This window comes from Vannielia sp. (assembly GCF_029212645.1).
Classification (GTDB): domain Bacteria; phylum Pseudomonadota; class Alphaproteobacteria; order Rhodobacterales; family Rhodobacteraceae; genus Vannielia.
The window spans coordinates 44,135-65,248 of sequence record NZ_JARGND010000016.1; the positions used below are offsets into that span (position 1 = coordinate 44,135).

General features: G+C 62.8%; 7 protein-coding genes. All 7 read left to right on the forward strand.

Annotated elements, in window-relative coordinates:
• The first annotated feature begins 67 nt into the window (after positions 1–67).
• Complete coding sequence (locus P1U55_RS07330; protein WP_301046886.1) at positions 68–9,853, forward strand: hypothetical protein; 9,786 nt, start codon at positions 68–70, stop codon at positions 9,851–9,853.
• A 187-nt stretch (positions 9,854–10,040) separates the two neighbouring features.
• Positions 10,041–11,372, forward strand: coding sequence for a type VI secretion system baseplate subunit TssK (gene tssK / locus P1U55_RS07335; RefSeq protein WP_301046887.1), 1,332 nt, complete (start codon positions 10,041–10,043; stop codon positions 11,370–11,372).
• Positions 11,372–13,075, forward strand: a complete 1,704-nt coding sequence (gene icmH, locus P1U55_RS07340) for a type IVB secretion system protein IcmH/DotU (RefSeq protein WP_301046888.1) — start codon at positions 11,372–11,374, stop codon at positions 13,073–13,075. The genes tssK and icmH overlap by 1 nt, the downstream gene beginning before the upstream one ends.
• Before the next feature lie 61 nt (positions 13,076–13,136).
• The gene (tssM, locus tag P1U55_RS07345) at positions 13,137–16,736 is read left to right on the forward strand and encodes a type VI secretion system membrane subunit TssM (protein ID WP_301046889.1); all 3,600 of its coding nucleotides are present in this window, start codon (positions 13,137–13,139) and stop codon (positions 16,734–16,736) included.
• Positions 16,737–16,739: 3 nt separating this feature from the next.
• Complete coding sequence (gene tagF / locus P1U55_RS07350; RefSeq protein ID WP_301046890.1) at positions 16,740–18,467, forward strand: type VI secretion system-associated protein TagF; 1,728 nt, start codon at positions 16,740–16,742, stop codon at positions 18,465–18,467.
• A gap of 74 nt (positions 18,468–18,541) precedes the next feature.
• The gene (locus P1U55_RS07355; protein WP_301046891.1) at positions 18,542–19,321 is read left to right on the forward strand and encodes a PP2C family serine/threonine-protein phosphatase; all 780 of its coding nucleotides are present in this window, start codon (positions 18,542–18,544) and stop codon (positions 19,319–19,321) included.
• Between the two features lie 4 nt (positions 19,322–19,325).
• A partial coding sequence (locus tag P1U55_RS07360) for a serine/threonine-protein kinase (RefSeq protein WP_301046892.1) occupies positions 19,326–21,114 on the forward strand: 1,789 nt, incomplete at its 3' end.

The following is a 21,114-nucleotide window of genomic DNA, read 5'->3' on the forward strand; positions in this document are numbered from 1 at the left end:
CGCGGAGTCTTGCCGACGGGTGAGGTGTATTTAGCGCAGGCATTTTGAAGGCGAGAGGACTTATTCCATGCGCGCAGATTTCATTGCGAAAAACGCTATCTCCGAAACCGCAATTACGGCGGGGCAGGGGCACAACGGCCACAGGGGCGAGGCGATGCTTCGCAGGCGGTGCCGGGCGCGCATTCTCTCAACAACAGCCATAGCAGCGGTTCTGGCGCTTGGCCTTGCCGCGCAAGACGCTTCGGCGCAGGCGACGCTGTATTGGGACGGATCTGTTGACGTTATCGGCTCATCCGACGCGGACGGCGGCGGCGGTATTTGGAACAACGATCCGGGCAACGAGAACTGGGACACCACCGCGACTTCCGTACCCGGCCCGCCCAATGCCACGGCATTCACAGACGGCGACAACGCGGTTTTTGGTGCGACCGGCGGCACGGTGACAGTGGATGGCGGCGGCGTGACCGTTGGTAATGTTCAGGTTGATGTCGACGGCTACACCATCACCGGCGATGCGCTCACCATGGCCGCAGATCAGAGCATCACCGTGACCAACGCGGGCGAGACGCTGGTGGTGGATTCGAACGTGGATGCCACCGGCTTTACACTTACCTATGCGGGCGCGGGCAACGTGACGCAGAATGGCGATACAACGGCCACCAGCGTGGCGCTAACCGACACCGTGAGCGTGACCAACGGCGGCGCCATGGCGGCGGCTGTTGATGTGGCCGCAGGCACCAGCCTGACCAACGACGGCGGGATCACGGGCGACGTTGATGTCAGCGGCACCTTCACCAATTCCTCGACCGGGTTGGTTGATGGAGCTGTTGGTGTTCAATCGGGCGGCACCGCCAATATCGAGGGCACGACAACGAACACCGCCGGGATCACCGGCAATGTCACCAATGCCGGCACGGTGGATTTCACCGGGGCGACCGATATTGGCGGCAATCTTGAGCAAAACGGCGGCACCGCGATTGCTGTGGACAACGATGTAACGCTCGGCGGATCGCTTGTTGTGGACTCGGGGGTCGTCAACGTGGCGACTGGGGCGACGCTGACCTCGACCACCCAGGCGACAACCCAATCGGCGGGCACGATCGACGTGGCTTCGGGGGCGACGCTCGATGTGACCGGCACCAATGTTTATGTGTTCGAGGGTACGCTCGGCAATGCGGGCACAATCACCGGCGACACGGTGATTGGCGGTGGCGGCGGAGCGACTTTCACCTCGTCCGGGCTTCTGGATGGCACAGTGAGCCTTGGGTCCGGTTCCACCGCAAACCTTGAGGGGGTGTCTGGGGATACCGCCGGGATCACCGGCGATCTCAACCTCACGGGCGGCGCCGTGACCATGACCGGCGCGCTCGACGTGGGCGGCGCAACCAACGTTCAAACCAGCAACCTGAACGTGACCGAGGACTTTTCGACCGCGACCATGGTCATCGGCGACACGGTTAACACACCCTCAGTTACCGTTTCCGGCAGCACAACCCTGACGGCGACTGACGCGGGCGCAGGCGCGATCACCATCAACAGCGGCACGCTGGACAACAGCGCCGGTGGCACCGTGGCGGGGAACATCACGCTGAATGGCACAGGCAACGCCAGTGTTCTGACGTCGAACGGGTTCATTGACGGCGACGTGACGGGCGACGGAACCCTGACTCTCAGCGGCACCGGCGCGACCGGCGGCGTGAGCGGCGATCTCACCGTAACCGGCGGCACCTTTGCCATGGGCGGCGATCTGGAAGTGGGCGGCAACGTTGACACGACCGCGATCACGCTTGATCTGGTGGGCGGGCTTACGTCCACCACGGGTGACGTTACGGTTGGCGATCTGTCGATGACCGATGTGAACCTTGGTGTGGCCGACGCCGCCTCGATCACCGCAAGCGCCGGCTCGGTTTCGCTGGGCGGCGTGATCACCACGGCGGCGTTAGACACGCTGACCATCACCGCGGCGGACATCACCCTTGCCACCGGTTTTGACAACACCACCTCGAACCTTGGTACGCTGACCTTTGTGACCGGCTCGATCACCACCGAGATCGACTACACCATCAACGCTGATTTCGATTACGACCTTACGGCGGATGGCGCGACTGTCGACATTTTGGGTGGTGTGAATGCCAATGGCAACGATATCAGCGTGGTGAATGGCGGCACACTTCAGGCGGCTGGCACCTTGACCAATGTGGGCACGCTTTCGGCGGCGGATACCTCTGTTCTGGACGTGGATACGACCAACTTGACGGCAGATGCGATGACGCTGTCGGGCGATGCCACCGGCACTTTCGGCAATGGCATACTCAGCAACAGCGTGACCGTGGCCAATGCGCTGACAGTGAGCGACAACGCTGATCTTAACGTGACCGTCGGCACCGGCTTTTCAGCTGGTTCGATGGATCTGAGCGGCACCGGCACCGTTACAGTGGGCGGGATTCTGCAAGGCACCGGCAACACCATCGACAACGACATGACAATCAATATCGGTATCGCCGCGATCGTGGCTGATGCGGGGGATATCAATAACGACACTGTCGATGACGCGAATTCGGGCATCATCAATTTCAACGGCAATAACGGCATCCTTACTGCTGGCACTTCGGGCACCGGCAACCTGACGAATGACAATCAGGGCGAGATCAACGTGACCGCAGCTGGCACGAATGCCAGCATTCTCTCTGGCGAGGCGATCACCAACACCGGCGATGCGGTCATCAATATTGACGCGAGCGGCACCGATATCTCCGCAGGCACGGATTTCACCAACTCCGGCAACGCCATCGTCAACGTCAACATTGGGGCGACAGACCTGACGGCGGGCGCTGGCGCGATCACCAACACCGGCAATGCCGCGATCAACGTGGCCGTCGGCGCAACGCTGAACCTCGACAGTTCCACCGACAATATCATCATCTCCGGCGGCACCATCGACAACGACGGCACGCTGAATGCAGCGGGCGAGACGATCACCATTTCGGGCACCGGCACGCTGGACAACTCCTCGATCTTGTTGGGCGGCGTGACGGCGACGACGATCGCCAACGATAGCGGCACCCTGACCAACACCGGAATCCTCACCGCGAATGTGACGAACTCCGGCACCGCCAACCTTGAAGGCACGATCACCGGCAGCCTGACAAACTCTGGCAGCGGGGCGATCACTCTCACCGGCAACCTGGGTGCGGCCAGCTATACCCACGGCGGCACTTCCACGACCGACTTTGGCACGAACGCGGCCACGCTGACCACCATTGGCGACGTGGTGGCCAACGCTGATCTGACCGTTGAAGCGGGCGGCGGGATCAATGCGGGGGGCATTTTCAACGTCAACGCGGGAACCACCACCAACCAGGGCACCGTGAACGTGCTGATCGGTGATCTGAACGTGGCCGATGGCGCGACCTTCGATGCTGATGGCGGTGCCACCACCGTGGCAGGGCTGGACGTGGAGGACACCGGGATTGTCACCAACTCCGGCGTTTTCCAGGCGACCGGCAATGTTGAGAACGACGGTGCGATCACCTCGACGGCAGGCAGCTTTACCGTGACAGGCAATGTGACCGGCGCGGGCGTAAACGGCGGGCAGACCGGAGAGATCACCAACGCCGGCTCCAGCTTGATGACCGTCACCGGCACGCTGGATAACAACGAGGGCGCGGTTGAGAACGCCAGCAGCGCCGACATGAACCTGAGCGGTGGCTTTGACGACCAGGAAGCCAGCGGCACGCTCACCCTCACGGGCACCGGCAACATCAACATCACCACCGCGACCGGCAACGCGGGCGACATCGAGATCGACGCTGCTGCTGCGGGCGATATTATCATCACGGGCGCCATCACCAATAACTCCGGCACCATCGTCAACAACGGCGGTCTAGGCGCTGACATCACGGCGGGCGACGCGACAGGCAACTCGGGCACCATCGAGAACGCCGGGGCAGGGGATTTGACCATTGCCCTGGCAAATGCCAACTCCGGCTCGCTCACCAACTCGGGCACCGGCACCTTTAATGCCACCTTGGCCACCGACAATACTGGAACCATTGAGAACACCGGCGCGGGCGACATGATTTTCACCGGTGCGATTGATCAGGGTGACGGCGGGATCATCGACCAGTCTGGCGCGGGCACGCTGACGACGACGGGCATCACCAACAATGGTGACTTCTCGGCTGTGACGGTTTCGGATGGCACGTTGTCGACCGGCACCTTCCTCAACGTCGACGCCACGGCGACCGTTAACGTAACCGGCGGCATCCTCGATGTCACCGGCGGCACGTTTGACAACATCGGAGGCACTGTCACCATCGACGCGGGCGGCGAAGTGCAGGCCGCAACGGCGTTCAACAACGACGACCAGCTTGTGATGACTGGCGGCCAGCTTGATACCACCGTTCTTACCAATATTGGCAATGTGGACGCGGCGGGCGACATCACAGGCATCGTCAACAGCACAGCCGGCACCTTTGATGTGACCGGAAACCTCACCGTAGGCGGCGCTTTCACCGCCTCGGGTCTCACCGATCTGGACGTGGCGGGCGGGGCGGCCCTCACCGTGACCGGAAACTTCACCTTCACCTCCCTCACGAATGGCACCGCAGGGACCGGCAGCGCGATCAGCGGTGACAGCGTGATCTTCGGCGGCGCAACCTTCACCACCGATGGCGACATCACCGAAACCGGCGGTGACGGGATCGTGGCGGTTGCCAGCGGCGGGCTTGTGACCACTGCGAATGCTGTGATCAACAACAGCGTCACCGTTGCAATCGGGGCTACCCTCACCAACGGCGGCCAAGTGGATGGCAGCGTGATCCTGACCGGCCTGACCAGCGTGCTGACCTCGACCAACGATATCACCGGCGATGTGACCAATGACGGCACCGCGACCCTTTCGGGCACGGTGGGCGGCACTGTCACCAACCAGGGCACCGGCAACGTGCAGCTTGGTGGCGCGCTCGACGTGGCCGGAGATTTCATCAACACCGGTGCCGCGACGATCGGCACGGTTCCCGGCACCTCGGCGCTGGACGGCAACACGCTAACGCTTTCGGGCGCGGGCGCGACCTTCCAACAGGCCTCCAGCGTGGATCTGGTGCTGGCGGCGGGCGACACGATCACCGGCGCAGCGGCTGATTTTGACAACGACAGTGTGACCACGAACGGCGGAACCATCTCGGTGGCGACGCTCACCAATGACGGCACCTTTACCAACACCGGCACCACCACGCTGAGCGGCGCGGCGACCAACAACACCGGCGCAACGCTGGAAACCAGCGGCACCTTCACCAGCGTTGGGCTGACCAACGATGCGGTGGTGAACATCACCGGCGGCACGGCATCGCTGGGGGATGTGACCAACACCGCACCGGGCGTGATTACCGTGAGCAACGCGGCCACCGTGACCGGCGGCAACATGAACGACAACAACGGCGAGTTTTATCACGATGGATCGGGCGATGTGACCTTCTCGGGCACCCTGAACGACAACACCGGTATCATTGTCGTGACCAGCACCGGCAACCTGATGGCCGGGAATGTTGACAACAACGCAGCCATAATCGGCCTGATTACGGGTTCCACAGGCAACATTACCTTGGGTGATGTAACCAACCAGGCTGGATCTGGCCTGGTTGGCGGGTCCGGGTCCGGCACCTTCAGCGCGAATTCGATCACTGGTAACGCAGGGACAATCATCGCAGACACTGACACGTCGATTGATGTGACGGGCGATATCGAAAACACCGGTGGTTCACTTGAGGTGAGCACCTCGGGCACCGTGAGCGCAGCCAATGTTATCAACAATGGCGCCGGCTCCGATGTGACCGTTACCACCGGGCTGGTAGATGTGGCTGGCGCGGTCACCAACACCATTGGCAGCATTGATGTGAACGGCGGCGAGCTTCAGGCGACCACGCTGAACAATGCGTCCGGGCAGGTTGTGACCATCGCGGGCGGCCTTGTGGACGCCGATGTAACCAACGAAGGCAGCGTCGTGGCTGCGGGCACGGCCCCGACAGAAGGGATTGAGGGGGACCTCACCAACCAGAACGGCGGCACGCTCACGCTCACCGGCGATCTGGATGTGACCGGCACGTTGACCCAGAGCACCGGGGCAGGGGCGCTGACCCTCGCGAGCAACACGCTTTCGGTGGGCAACGCTGCGATCAACGCCGACACCACAGTGACCGATGGCACCCTTGCGGTGACGTCCAACCTCGACATTGCTTTGGGCGCAACGCTGACGGTGGATGACACCGTCACCACCGACACCGCCAACAACCAGGGCACCCTGGATGTGACCGCCACCGGCGACTTCATGGCAACCGGCGATGTGGCCAGCGACGGCACCATCACCAATGCGGGCACCATCGACATTGACGGTTCGGTCACCGGCACAGGCTCGATCACCAACGACAACCTAATGGACGTTGCCCTGGCGCTCACCAACGGTGACGTGACCAACAGCGGCACGCTGACAGTGGGCACCGATCTGACCACCACCACGACGCTGGACAACACCGGCACCGTGACGGCGGCCAGCGCGAGCGTGGGCACCGATCTGACCAACGGAGTGGGTGCTGCGCTGACCACCACGGGCGATACCTCGGTAGGCGGCACCACCACCAACGACGGCACGGTTACCGCAGGCGGCACCTTCACCGGCACCGGCGACGTGACCAACAGTGCCACCGGCACGATCACCGCCACTGGCGACGTAACGGCGAGCGCCGATCTGACCAACGATAACACCGTGGAAAGCACCTCCGGCGCAGTTGTGGTTGGCAATGATCTTACCAACACCAACACGGTGACGGCAGCGACCGATGTGACGGTGGGCGGCAACGCTACCAACAGCGGCACCGTGACGGCGACGGCGGGCGCGCTTGATGTCACCGGCGATCTGGGTAACACCGGCACCGTCACGGCAGGCACCGATGCTACCGTGGGCGGCACCACCACCAACGATGGCACGGTCACCGCAGGCGGTGACTTCGCTGGCACCGGTGATGTGACCAACAACGTGGGCGCGGCGATCACCGCTGGCGGCAACGTGACAGCGGGTGCTGCCCTCACCAACGATGGCGATGTGACGGCGACCAGCGGCGACGTGGATGTGACGGGCGACCTCACCAACAACAGCATGGTTCTGGCCGATGGCAGCGTGACGGTCGGCGGCAACGCCACCAACAGCGGCACAGTGACGGCGACGACCGGCGCGGTTGATGTCACCGGCGATCTGGGTAACACCGGCACCGTCACGGCAGGCACCGATGCTACCGTGGGCGGCACCACCACCAACGATGGCACGGTCACCGCAGGCGGTGACTTCGCTGGCACCGGTGATGTGACCAACAGCGTGGGCGCGGCGATCACCGCTGGCGGCAGCGTGACAGCGGGTGCTGCCCTCACCAACGATGGCGATGTGACGGCCACCAGCGGCGATGTGGCTGTGACGGGTGACCTCGCCAACACCAGCACGGTTCTGGCCGATGGCAGCGTGACGGTCGGCGGCAACGCCACCAACAGCGGCACCGTGACGGCGACGACCGGCGCGCTAGACGTCACCGGCGACCTTGGCAACTCCGGCACCGTCACGGCAGGCACCGATGCCACCGTGGGCGGCACCACCACCAACGACATCACTGGTGCAATCACGGTGGGCGGTGGCTTTACCGGCACGGGCGCTGTCACCAACGACGGCTCTCTGGTTGTGGCTGGCGATCTGGCGGCGGGTGACACGCTCACCAACACCGGCATCGCAACAGTTGGCGGCAACGCTACCGCGGCGGGCGATGTTGACAACTCGGGCACGCTGACCGTGGCGGGCGATTTGACCCCGGCGGCCAACCTCACCAACTCAAGCGACGTCAACGTGGGCGGCACGCTCACCACGGTGGCGACCACCAACAACTCAGGCGATCTGGACGCGGCTGAGATTGCCAACTCGGGCTCTTTCACCAACACCGGAACGGTGGGGGCGGATGCGCCTGTGAGCACCTTCACCAACACCGCTGATCTGGTAAACGGACCAGGGGCAAACCTGATGGCCACGACGCTGGATACCTCTGGCACCGTCACCAACGACGGCACCATCACGGGCACCACGGTGAATAACACCGGCACCGCCACCAACAGCGGCACCATCACGGGCGGCACGGTGAACAACTCGGGCACCTTCAACGCGGTGGGCGGCGATATCCTGGCCGACTTCGATAACGTGGGCACCTTCAACATGAATGGTGACAGCGGCGTGACCGGCACCTTCACCAACGATGGCACCTTCAACGAGAATGGGGCCAATACCCTGAGCGTGACGGGTGACTTCGTGAACAACGCCGACTTCACGCTCGACAACGGTGGCGGCATCTCCACCACCGCAGAGATCGAAAACAACGCCACCATCAGCGTTGACGGCACCGCCTCCACCATCGGAGGCGATATCGACAACACCGGCGGCACGATCGGCATGTTGGACGGTGCCGCAGATGATGTGCTGACAGTGTCGGGCACCATGAACGGCGGCACCCTGTCGTTTGATGCCGATCTCTCGGGCGCTGGCGCGACTGATCTGCTCAACGTGGGCGCGCTTACAGGGACGGTGACCTTTGACAGCAATATCCTCACCGTTGGCGATGTTGTTGATCTGGTGCTTGTCTCCGGGGACACCAGCGGGGCAACGCTGGCTGGCGATGTGTCGCTCGGGGTTGTCGATGAGTTGACCTACGTGCTGCAAAATGACGGAACGGGGATCAACATCACCACCGACATCGGCTCTGGCTCGGTGGCTGTGGCGGGCAACATCAGCCTTGTGCAATCGCTGATCGGCACCATTGTGAACCGCCCGTCCTCGCCCTTCGTTTCGGGCCTGGCCTATGAGGATGACGACAACTGCGGCACCGGGGGCTGGGCGCGCTTCACGGGCGGTAAAGCCTCGGGTACGGCGCGCACCAACAATGGCACCTCGAACCTTCCCTCGACCGTGGATGCCACCTTCTACGGCCTCACCGGTGGCGTTGACTACGGGTGCTTTGACACCGGCGGTGGCCAGTTTGACATCGCGGGTGGTGCGATCTTTGGGTACAATACCGGCACGACCGAACAGGATGTGTTCCGCACCGATTTTGTAAACGGTACGCCGACTCTGGGTGACTATCGTTCGACCACCAAAGCGGACTTCTCGCAGAGCTATGTTGGGGGATACGTGGCGCTGGCGAAGGACGCTTACTCAGCCGACCTTCAGTTGCGGTTCGAGAATGCCGACTTTGAGTTCGACAACGCAGAGCTTGGTTTGTTTGGTGCGGAAACCTCCAGCGAGTCTGTCTCTGTCTCGGGATCGGTCAGCTACAGCTACCCGCTGACGGATGATCTGACGCTGGTGCCAACGGTTGGCTTTGGGATTACCCGGTCGGAGACCGACTCCATCACCTTCCGCAACACCGGCACCGGCTCTGACCCCGACCCGGCCAACACCCGTGACACCGATGTGCTCACCTTCGACGAGCACACCACCAAGATCGGCTTTATCGGGGCCACATTGGCCAAAACCACCGTGGGTGAAGCGGGTGACAGCGCGATCAACAAGTTCGTGACCGCCACCTACTACGGTGACTTCAGCGACGATCAAACCGCACTCTTCACCGCCGAGAACGGCACCACGCGGGCGATTTCCACGGAGCCGCTGGGGGACTTTGGCGAGCTTTCGGTGGGTCTGAGCTACATCAAGATCCTTGACGGCCAGGTCGGCAAGGCCAAGCAGCTGAACGCTTCGGCACGGATTGACGGGCGGTTCTCGGACAACGTGGACGCTCTTTCGATCACCGCTCAGGTTCGGCTGCAATTCTGATCGGGGCGTGAGCTCAGCGTGACAATCGAGCGGGGTGCCCTTGCGGCACCCCGTTTGTTTCTGGCAAGGTGCCACACGGGGCGATCAAGATTTGCAAGACCCTGTCAGATATTTGTGCCTTTCGGGCGGGGGCTTTCCCTGCCAGTATATTGTGAAACGAAAATTGGAATGTGGTAGCGAACCCTAGATGTCATGGTTTTCAAAAGTCGCATGGAAAGAGGGGCTTTTCCTTCAGCCCCATCACTTCCAACAGAGTGACCGCTATTTCGAGAAGCTTGTTGAGGCGCGCACCCGGCTAGCCTCGCCATACCCCTGGGGCTTTTCGCAGATCGAGATTGACCGCGACGTGGCGCAGCAAACCAAGTTTGGCCTGCGCTCGGCGACCGGTATCTTCCCCGATGGCACCCCGTTTGACATGCCCGGCATCAGCCAGTTGCCGGATCCGGTGGAGATTCCTGAAGGCTCCGAGGGCCTGTCAGTTTGGCTGACGATGCCGATGACGCAGGTGAATGGCCGCGAGGTGGGCACCGATGACGAGGCCTCTCGCGCCGCCCGCTACAGGCTGTCCGCAGAAACCGTGGCCGACAGCACCGCCTCGATGCGGCTGGAGGAGGCCATTGAGGTGGCCCATCCGCGGGTTGAGTTTGATGTGCGCAAGACCGAGAAGCCCGGTTACAACTGCCTGCGGCTCGCCAAGGTGGTTGAGGTGCGCGACAAGAACGTCATCTTTGACGAAAAGTTCGCCCCGCCGGTGTTGACGGTGCAGGCGCACCCGGTTGTTGCGGGCTGGATCGAGCGCGTTGTTGGCTGGGTCGAGACCAAGCTGGAGAGCCTTGCGCGCTATGCCTCCGACCCCTCCTCGGGCGGCGGCTTGCAGGCGACCGATTACTTTATGCTGCTGGTGCTGAACCGTGAGATCGGCCTGCTGCGCCACTACCGGCACAGCCGTTTCATCCACCCCGAAGAACTGTACCAGTTGTTCCTGCGCCTTGCCGGCGAATTGTGGACATTTGACAAGGACCGCCTTGCGCCCGAATATAAGCCCTACGATCAGGACAACCTTGAAGAGGTGTTTGAGCCGATCACCCGCGATATCCAGCGGCTTCTCAGCCGGGATGTGGGGCGCGCGGTGCGGCTGGATCTGCAAGAACTGCACCCCGGCAGCTTTATTGCCAAGGTCACCGACCGCAACCTGTTCCGCGATGCGAGCTTTGTGATCGAGGTGAGCGCCGACAAGCCGCTGACACAGATCCAGCAGCAGTTCCCGGCGCTTTGTAAAGTTGGCCCGAACACCCAGATGAATGCTATCGTGAATAGCGCCCTGCCGGGACTGGAACTGGTGCACCTGCCAACGCCACCACGCCAGATCCGCGCCGTTTCGAGCCACGTTTACTTCAACATCGACAAGAACAATCCGATGTGGCGTGAGTTTTCGACGGCCCCCGCGATCGGGATGCATTTCGCCGGCGATTGGCCCGATCTCAAGCTTGAGCTCTGGGGCATCCAGGAGAACCGCTAATGAGCGATGAAAAGGACTCCGGCAAGACAGTCATCCGCCCGATGCCGGGCGGCGGCTTTGGCCAGAAGCCGCAACAGGGCGGCGGCGGCCAACCGGCCGGGGGTGGCAGCCAGAAAACCGTGATCGGAGGCTCCATGCCCGCCGCTGGCGGCTGGAACACGCCGGGGCAGGGCGCGGCGCAGCAGCCCCCCGGTGGCGGCTGGTCCGCGCCGCCACAACAACCGGCGCAACCGCCGCAGCAGCCCGGCGGAGCAGATCCCTGGGGCGGTGCTGGTGGGGGCGGACAGGCGCCGCAGCAACCGCCAAGCCCCGGCTTTGGCGGTGGCGGTGCGGGAGGCTTTGGCGGCCCGCAAGACCACCAGAACGCTGCCGAGTGGATGGGGGCCAAAACCACGCAGGAAGGCTTCTTCCCCGAGATCAGCCGCGAGCAGCCCATCCAGCGCGCGCCGGTCAAGAAGATCAGCCTTGATGCCGCGCTTGAGGCCAAGACAAGCGGCATGTCCGCGGATGCCAACCCGATTGTTGCGTCCTCGGCCTCGCTGCTCATCCTGTTTGGCCGCTTGCGCAGCCAGGTGGTGGATATGCACGCCGTGCCGCTGATGCAGCACGTCACCGAAGAGATCGAGGCCGCCGAGGCCAAGATGCTGGAAGCGGGCGTGGACCAGACCGATGCGCTGATTGCCAAATACTGCATCTGTGGCACCGCGGACGATATCGTGCAAAACCTGCCCGGCACCGACCGGGGTGTTTGGCTGCAATATTCGATGGTTGCGCGGTTCTTCAACAAGCGGACCTCGGGCGTGGGCTTCTTTCAGGAGGTCGACAAGGCGCTCCAGAACCCGATCCATAAATACCACCTGCTTGAGCTGATGCTGATCTGCTTGCAGCTTGGCTTTGAGGGGCAGTTTCGCGCCATGCAGGGCGGCGATGTGAGCCTCCAGCAATATAAGCGCAACATTTATGAGGCGCTGCGCCGGGTGAAGCCGCGCGGCGACGACGATATCAGCCCGCGCTGGAAGGGCGTGGAAATGGCCGCGCGGCGGTCATTCTCGAAGGTGCCGGTTTGGGCCTATGCGATCCTGGCGATGGCGGTTTTGGCGGGCGCCTACTTTGGGATGCGGTTCTTGCTGCTCAACGAGGGCAATGAGCTGACCACCAACATGCGCTCGCTGCACCCGACCGAGATGATCGAACTGGTGCGCCGCACCAGTGGCCCGGTCGCCCCGCCGCCGCTGCCGCCGGTGATCGAGACCACGCAGCTTGACCGGCTGGAAGAGGCCTTTGCCGGGAATGAGGCTATCGCGGTTTCGGCCAAGGGTGATTTCATTGTGATCGAGCTGAACAACTCGATCCTGTTTGATAGTGGCCGCGCCGAGGTGAAGGATGATTTCATCGCGATTGGCGAGAGCATTGCGCAGGTTCTGGAGCAGGAGCCAGGCCCGATCCGGATGATTGGCCACACCGACAGCGATCAGCTTTCAGGCCGGGGCAAATACAAGAACAATTTCGAGCTGTCGGTCGCCCGCGCCAAGAGCGTGGCCGGGGTGATCACGCCGCTGTTGTCGGTGCCTGAGCGGGTGGAAGTGGATGGGCGCGGCGAAGATGAGCCGTTGGCCTCGAACGACACCTCGGAGGGCAAGGCCCAGAACCGGCGGGTGGAAATTATGATCCAACGTGAAGAGACGCTGGACAAAGAGATTTGACGACCGGCGAGGGACGCCGACAAAACGTGATGCGCCTTATGGGCGAAAGGGTTGAAGAGCTATGAAACGTTGGATCATCGGAACGCTGGTCGTTTTGTCCCTCATCCTGTGGTTTGCGCTGGTGTGGTTTGCCTTCCCGCTGATCGGATTTGGCGAGGCAACCCCGTTTGACGCGGTTTGGGTGCGCATCCTGCTGATTGCCGTTGTCTGGCTGACGGTGGGAACCGTGTACCTTGTGAAGTTCCTGCGCCGCCGCAAGGCCGCGAGGGCGCTGGAAGAGGCGATCACCGAACAGGAGATCACCGGCGACGGCGAGGTTCTGGGCGAAAAGATGGGCGAGGCGATGAGCGTTCTGAAACAGAGCGCCGGGTCAAAATCCTTCCTCTACGATCTGCCGTGGTACATCATCATCGGCCCGCCCGGATCGGGCAAAACCACCGCGCTGCTGAACTCTGGCGTCAAGTTTCCGCTCGCCGAAAAGGGCGAGGGGGCGGTGGCCGGGGTGGGCGGCACGCGCTATTGCGACTGGTGGTTCAGCGAAGAGGCGGTGCTGATCGACACCGCGGGCCGCTACACCACCCAAGACAGTGACGCCGAGGCCGATGGCAAAAGCTGGGCGAGCTTCCTCAAGCTGCTCAAGACCTACCGCGCCAACCAGCCGATCAACGGCGTGATGCTGGCGATCAGCCTGCAAGAGATCATGACGGCCACACCGGCCGAGATCGAGGCCCACGCCGAGATCATCCGCTCCCGCCTGATGGAAATCCACGACGAGCTCAAGGTGGATTTCCCGGTTTATGTGCTGTTCACAAAGGCCGATCTGATCAGCGGCTTCATGGAGTTTTTCGGCTCGTTCAGCCAGTCGCGCCGCCAAAAGGTGTGGGGCGCGACCTTCCAGACCGACAGCAAGAAAGAGCAGACGGTTGAGCGCTTTGACGAGGAATATCACGCGCTGGTCAACCGCCTGAGCGAAGAGGTGACCGACCGTTTGCAGGAAGACCCTGACGCGATCAACCGTATTGCGATCTTTGGCTTTCCCGGCCAGGTGGCGATGCTTCAGGACCGGTTGGGTGATTTCATGCGCGGGGTCTTTGGCCACACGCGCTACAAGGTGGCGGCGAACCTGCGGGGCTTTTACTTTTCGTCCGGCACCCAGGAAGGCACGCCGATTGACCAGGTTCTTGGCTCAATGCAGCGCAACTTTGGTGGCATGGCGCAGGGGCAGATGTCGGGCAAGGCGAAGAGCTTTTTCCTGCATGATCTGCTGAAAAAGGTGATCTTTGCCGAGGCCGGGTGGGTGAGCACCGATAAGCGGGCGGTGCGCCGCGCCGCCATCTGGCGCTATTCGGCGATCTCGGTCATCGTGCTGGCGACGCTGGGGATGCTGGGCCTTTGGGGCCTTTCCTTCATGCAGAACCGCGAGTTGATTGGCACCGCAGAGGCGGCGATTTCCGATTACGAGCTTTCCGCGCAGGAAGAGATCAACACCGGCAAGGTTGAGGACATTGATCTGCTGACAGTGCTGCCGCACCTTGAGATGCTGCGCAACATGCCAATGGGGTATGCCGAGGCGCAGCTTGAAAACGACGCGCCGATCACCGAGAAATTTGGCCTGAGCCAGCGCGGCTCGGTCGAGTCCGCGGCAACGGCGACCTACCGGCAGGCGCTTGAGCGGATGATGCGCTCGCGGATCATCCTGCAGCTTGAGCAGCAGCTCGAAAATTTCATCCGCTCCGGCGAGGTGATGGCGGTTTATCGCACGTTGAAGGTGTATAAGCTGCTTGGCGATCTGGCCCCGCAATCGGATGACGAGTTGATCATCGCCTATTTCCGCGATGACTGGCGGCGCAACACCTACCAGGGCACCAACCCGGCCACCCGCCAGGCGCTGGAGGACCATCTGGTTGCCATGCTGGAGCTGGCAGCGGTGCAGCAACCGTCGTTTGAGCTGAACGGCGCGCTGATTGATCAGTCCGAGCGGTTGCTGGCGCGGATGAACGTGGAAGATCAAGCCTATAGCCTGCTTCTGGCAACGGCGGAATTTACCGATATCGAGCCGTTCACCATTGCCAACCGGGCTGGGCGCGACTCTGATCTGGTGTTTGAAGGGGTCAACGGGGAGGCGCTGGAGGAGTTGGTGATTTCACCGCTCTACACCTATCGCGGCTTCCATGAATTCTTTTTGCCGCAGTTGAGCCAGATCGCCCAGAACCTGCTGGATGACCAGTGGGTGATGGGCGAATACGCCGCCGAGGCGCAGCTCGAAGACCAGATCGCGGGCCTCGGGCCGATCCTGCTGAAGCGCTACGTGAACGACTGGATCGAAGAGTGGGACCGGGTGCTTGGCGCGGTAAAGCTGCGCCCGATGAGCGCCGACAAACCCTCCTATCAATCCCTCGCGGCCGCCGCCGCCTCGCGCAGTTCGCCGATCCTGCTCCTGACCGAAGGCATTGCCGCCGAGACCAGCTTGACGGTGGAATACACCAAGGCCGATGACGAGCCGCCAGCGGGCATTTCGGGCGCGCTGGAAGGCAAGGCCGGAGAAGCGGGCGGCGAATTTTCCAAGCGGGCGGCGCAGATCTTTATCTCGCGTCAGCAAGGCCTCGCCCGCGTTGGCCTTGATGTGGTGTTCCGCAAAAGCCAGCAACGCGCTGGTGGGAGCGGCGGCAGCGGCGGGCCTGCGCCTTTGCCCGGCGCCGAGATTGAAAGCTACTATGCCGATTGGCACGATTTGCTGATTGGCGATCAGCCCAACCGGCGGATTGATCTGCTGCTCGCCACCCTTGGGGACATGCAGCGCACGCTCATCACCGCCGTGGATTTCCCCGAAGTGGCCGACAGGGAAATGCCCGCCAACCTTGGGGCGCTCAAGCAGGCCAGCTCGCGCCTGCCGCGCCCGATGGAGCGGATGATCCAGGAAGCGGTGGATGATTTTGAGGGGGACGCCGCCAACACCTCGGTGGCGCGCCTCAATGAGTTGCTCAACAGCCAGGTGACGCAGGTGTGCCAGGCGGTGATCGACAGCAAATTCCCCTTCGCGCAGAACAGTGCGCGTGAGGTTGGGCTGGTGGACTTTGCCAAGCTCTTCGCGCCACAGGGCGTAATGGACCGGTTCTTCCTCGAAAACCTCAGCCAGTTTGCCGATATCAACGGCACAAGCTGGACGTGGAAGGAAAGCGGGCCGCTGGCGGGCAAGCTTTCAACCTCGACGCTCAAGCAATTTGAGCGGGCCGCCGCGATCCGGGATGCCTTTTTCCCGACGGGGGGCGGCATTCCGGTGGTGGATATGGAGGTGGTGCCGACCTCGCTGCACAAGGCGATTGAAACCGCGCAGCTTCAGGTAAACGGCCAGGTTGTGCTAACGCGCCGCCGGGGCAACTCGCCCGCCGCAATCAGCTGGCCCGGCTCGCTGGCCGGTGGCTCGACCAGCCTTGTGTTTACTCCCGAAATGCGTGGGCGCAAATCTGACATCAGCGAAGCGGGCGGCTGGGGCTTTGTGCGGTTCCTCAATGCCGGGCAGCCCAAGGTTTCGGGAAACCAGATTGAGGTGCGCTACAATATCGGCGGTCGCCATATTGCCTATCGGATGACGCTGGCCACCCAGAAGAACCCCTTCTTCATGAACGAGCTGACGCAGTTCAAGTGTCCGCAGGGGTTGTAGAGCATGAGCCTCGGCCTTTTCGGAAAACTGCCCGCAAAGGGCGATTTCATCACCCGCGCGATTGAGCCCGAGGTGCTGGCGTTCTGGGAGCGCTGGCTCGAAAAATCGGTTGGCGGGGCCAAGCACCATCTCGCCGGGGATTGGGACCGAGTTTATGGCGCCAGCCCGGTGTGGCGTTTCTGGATTGGGCCGGGGGTGTTTGGCTACCCGGTGGCGGGCGCGTTGACCGCCTCGGTCGATAAGGTGGGGCGGCAGTTTCCGCTGACGCTGGTGCTTTCGGGGATGGGCCACAGCCACCCGGTGCCGCCGCTCTCGGACCCGATGGAAGATTGGTATGGCACCCTTGAGCGGGCCTTGCTGGCGGCAAAGTCGGCCCATTTTGACGGCGATGTTGACGGCTTCCTGCAATCTCTTCCCATGCCCAATGCCGCGCCCTGTGCGATGGGCGAGGACAGGCGCAATGCCTTTTTTGCCTATGGGGAGCACGGGCTTGGCCAGATGCTGGCGGATGTTCGCGATCATGATCACCAGTTGGCCTCGTTCGAGCGCAGCTATTGGTGGACTGGTGGCAACGAATATGTTGGCCCCGGCATGATCGCGATGGACGGGATGCCGGATGCGCTGGGCTTCGCCGGGATGCTGCGCGGCTTTGGCCCGCCCGCGCGGGTGCATCAGCCGGTAGAACCGCCGGTTGCCGCTGCCGGGGCGCTTGGCCCTGCCGCTTCCGCTGCCGCCGCGCGGGATGACCGCCCGGCACGGGAAACGACCGTGCCACCGCAGGATCTGATCTCGACAGATGAAGAGGCCGCGGCCGCTGCCGCCTGGGGCGCGGCGCCCGCCGACGAAGCGGGTGAGGCGCTTGCCTGGGCCGCGCCGAGCGATGCGGTGGATGATGCCTATGCCGCCGAGTTGACCGGCGAAGAAGCCGCCAGCCCGTTTGATGACCCCAATGCCGATTGGAGCTTTCCCACAAAGGAGGCCGCCCCCGCGCCGGAACCGGAACCGGAGCCTGAGCCCGAGGTTGAGAAGGTTGAGGAAGCCCCCGAAGACCTGTTTGACGACGGCCCGGAGCCCTATGGCATGAGCGGCGTTGCGGCGGGCGAAGATATTTACGCCGATATCTCTTCGCAGGACGACGAAGACGACGGCAGCGGCATTACTGGCCTTACCGATGAGGACGAGGATAACGCGGCTGACGTGGAAGATGAGCCAGAGGCAACGGCGGTGGACGAGAACGAAGATGACGCGGGTGGCGAAGCGGCAAACCAGGCCGAGGACGCCTCTGCTGAAGAGGCTGACGAGGCCGTAGGAGAGGCCGATGCACCGGCTGAGGCTGAGGAGGCAGAACGGGATGGCGACGGTGAGGCCAAGCCCGAAGACAGCCCCGTCAAGGCGGATGGCGCAGAGGGTGACGAGGCGCAGATTGCGGAACCGGCGGAGGCTGACACACCTGACGACGGGGAGAGTGCGCCCGAAGATGAACCGGTTGCCGAGACCGATGAAGAGGCCGGAAACGAGACCGACGAGAACGAGACTGACATCGAGACCGACAATGAAGCCGCAGAAGAGACCCTGAACGCGCAAGCCGACGACGAGATCGCACAGGAAAACGCTCTTCCCGAGGATGACGAGAGCCCATTTGGCGCTCCAGACAGCAATGCAGCGGGCTTGGGTGGCAAAAGAGGCGGTTTTCGTGGCCTCTTTTCACGCCGTGGGCGGGGGGAGGATTGACCGCACATGGTTAAGCGCCGACACTGCCCCAGCCCAAAAATAACAAGACCCCCAGAAACGGGAACCATTACGGCATGAATGCACGACTTTTCAGGTTTGAAACCGGCGCGATCAGCCATACCGGCTATGCGCGGGACCACAACGAGGACAATTACCACTCGGATCCTGAAGGTGGCATGTGGGTCGTGGCCGATGGCATGGGCGGGCACCATGGGGGGGATTATGCCTCGGGGGCGATCGTTCAGCACCTTTCATCGGTGGGCAAACCCACGTCGGCCCCCGATCTTCAGGCGCGTTTTGTGGAGCGGATCAGCCGCGCCAACGCCGAAATCCAGCAACGCGCGATTGCCCAAGGGGCAACCATTGGCTCTACGGTGGTGTCACTGCTGGTGTTTGAACAGCATTTTGCCTGCGTCTGGTCTGGTGACAGCCGGGTTTACCTGATCCGCGACGGCCAGTTGACCCAGCTTTCGCGCGATCATACCGAAGCCAACGAGTTGCTTGATCGCGGCGCAATCACCCCGGAAGAGGCCGAAAACTGGCCGCGCAAGAATGTCATCACCCGCGCGATCGGGGTGCATCCGGATGTGCATCTTGATCACAAGTACGGCACATTACGGAACCGCGACACCTTCATCCTGTGCTCCGACGGTTTGACAGCCCATGTTGAAGACCATGAAATCCTTGAGATTGCCCGAAAGCACCAGCCGCAAAAAGCCTGCGACCTGCTGCTTGACCTTACCTTGCAACGGGGCGCGACTGACAATACCACGGTTTTGGTCGTGCGGGCCTTCGACAAGACCGAAGTTACGCCGATGACGGCGATCTTCGAATTGCCGCAGGAAGGGATCTGAGCCGGTGGCCAGCGACGACAACCAATCCCCGAAGCCTGACAGCCAGAAAACAGTCATCTCCTCGGTCGCGCCGACCGGGGTGGCGATTGGCACGCAGATCATGGGAACCTTCGAGATCACCGAACACATCGCCACCGGCGGTATGGGCGAGGTTTATCGCGGGTTCAACATCCACACCGAAGAGCCGGTTGCGATCAAGATCGTGCTGGCGGCGCTGGCGCATGACGAGAAGATCCTTTCGCTGTTCCAGAAAGAGGCCACGGTGCTGGGCCGCCTGCACCATGATGCCATTGTGCGCTACATGCTCTTCACGGTTGATCCGGGGATTCAGCGCGCCTGTCTGGTGATGGAGTTCGTCGAGGGCCGGTCGCTGGCCGATTTCTACGCCGAAGAGGGCAAGATGCCCTGCGAAGACGTGAAAACCATGATGCGCCGCGTGGCGAGTGGTTTGCAAAAGGCGCATGATCTGGGCGTGGTTCACCGTGACCTGAGCCCGGATAATGTGGTCATCCAGGATGGCCTCATCAGCCATACCAAGATCATTGATTTCGGCATCGCCAAATCCGCCAACTTTGGCGGCGGCACCCTGCTGGGCGGGCAATTTGCCGGGAAATACGGCTATGTGTCGCCCGAGCAATTGGGCCGCTTCAAGGGGGTGATCGAGGGCACGTCGGATATCTATTCGCTCGCGCTTGTGGCCGCGGCCGCCTGCCGTGGCGAGCCGGTGGACATGGGCGACAGCCCCGCCGAGGCGGTTGAGCGGCGCATGGATGTGCCCGATCTTTCGGGTGTGCATGACGAGCTGCGCCCGCTGCTGGAGCGGATGCTTCAGCCTGATCCAAAGGATCGGCCGCAGAGCATGCAGGATGTCCTGCACCTGATCGACAACCCCGCGCTTTTGAGCGGCGCTGCTGGCGCGGCTCCAGCCGCAGGTGCGCCGGTTCCGCCGCAAGGCTCGGTGCCACCGCAATATTCGGTTCCGCCGCAAGGGTCGGTTCCACCACAGTATTCGGTTCCGCCGCAAGGCTCGGTGCCGCCGCAGTATTCGGTTCCGCCACAGGGATCGGTGCCACCGCAATATTCGGTCCCGCCAAGCCAGTTTACCACCCCGCCGGGTGGAGGGGAGACGGTGATTTCTACGCCGCCGGGCTTTACCCCAACGCAGCCACCTGCGGTGGATATGGGGGGCGAAAGCCCGTTCCCGGCGCAGCAAACCGGTGTGGGCCGCACGCTGCCGCCGCAAGCCGCTCCCGGCATGACCATGCCACCGCAGCAGGCCGAACCGGCGAAAAAGGGCAAGGGCGGGCTGATCGCGGCGCTGCTTGCGCTCGTCGTCATCGGTGGCGGCGGAGCGGGTGCCTATTTTGGCGGGTTTATTCCCGGCGTCGGCCCCGGCGATGACCCAGTAACGGAACCGGGCGATGGGGTGATTGCCGGAAACGAAACCAGCCCCAGCACCGATCCGGCGAACAACGGCTCCACCGGGGCCGACACCGATGCGCCGGATGGTGACACGATTGATTTTGGCGATACCAGCCGCCCCGTGACGCCAGACACCGACATGCCAGGCACCGACACAGCGGGTAGTGAGACGCCGGACAGTGAGACGCCAGATACCACCCCCGACAGCGATGCGCCCGACACTGATACCGCGAGCACCGACACGCCTGATAATGACACGCCGGACAGCGATACGCCGGACCCGGATACCCGGCTTGCCAGCCTTGACGGGGGCCGTGTGGAGCCGGTGGACGGGACGATCAATCCGGGTGAGGGCACGACGATGGCCTCTG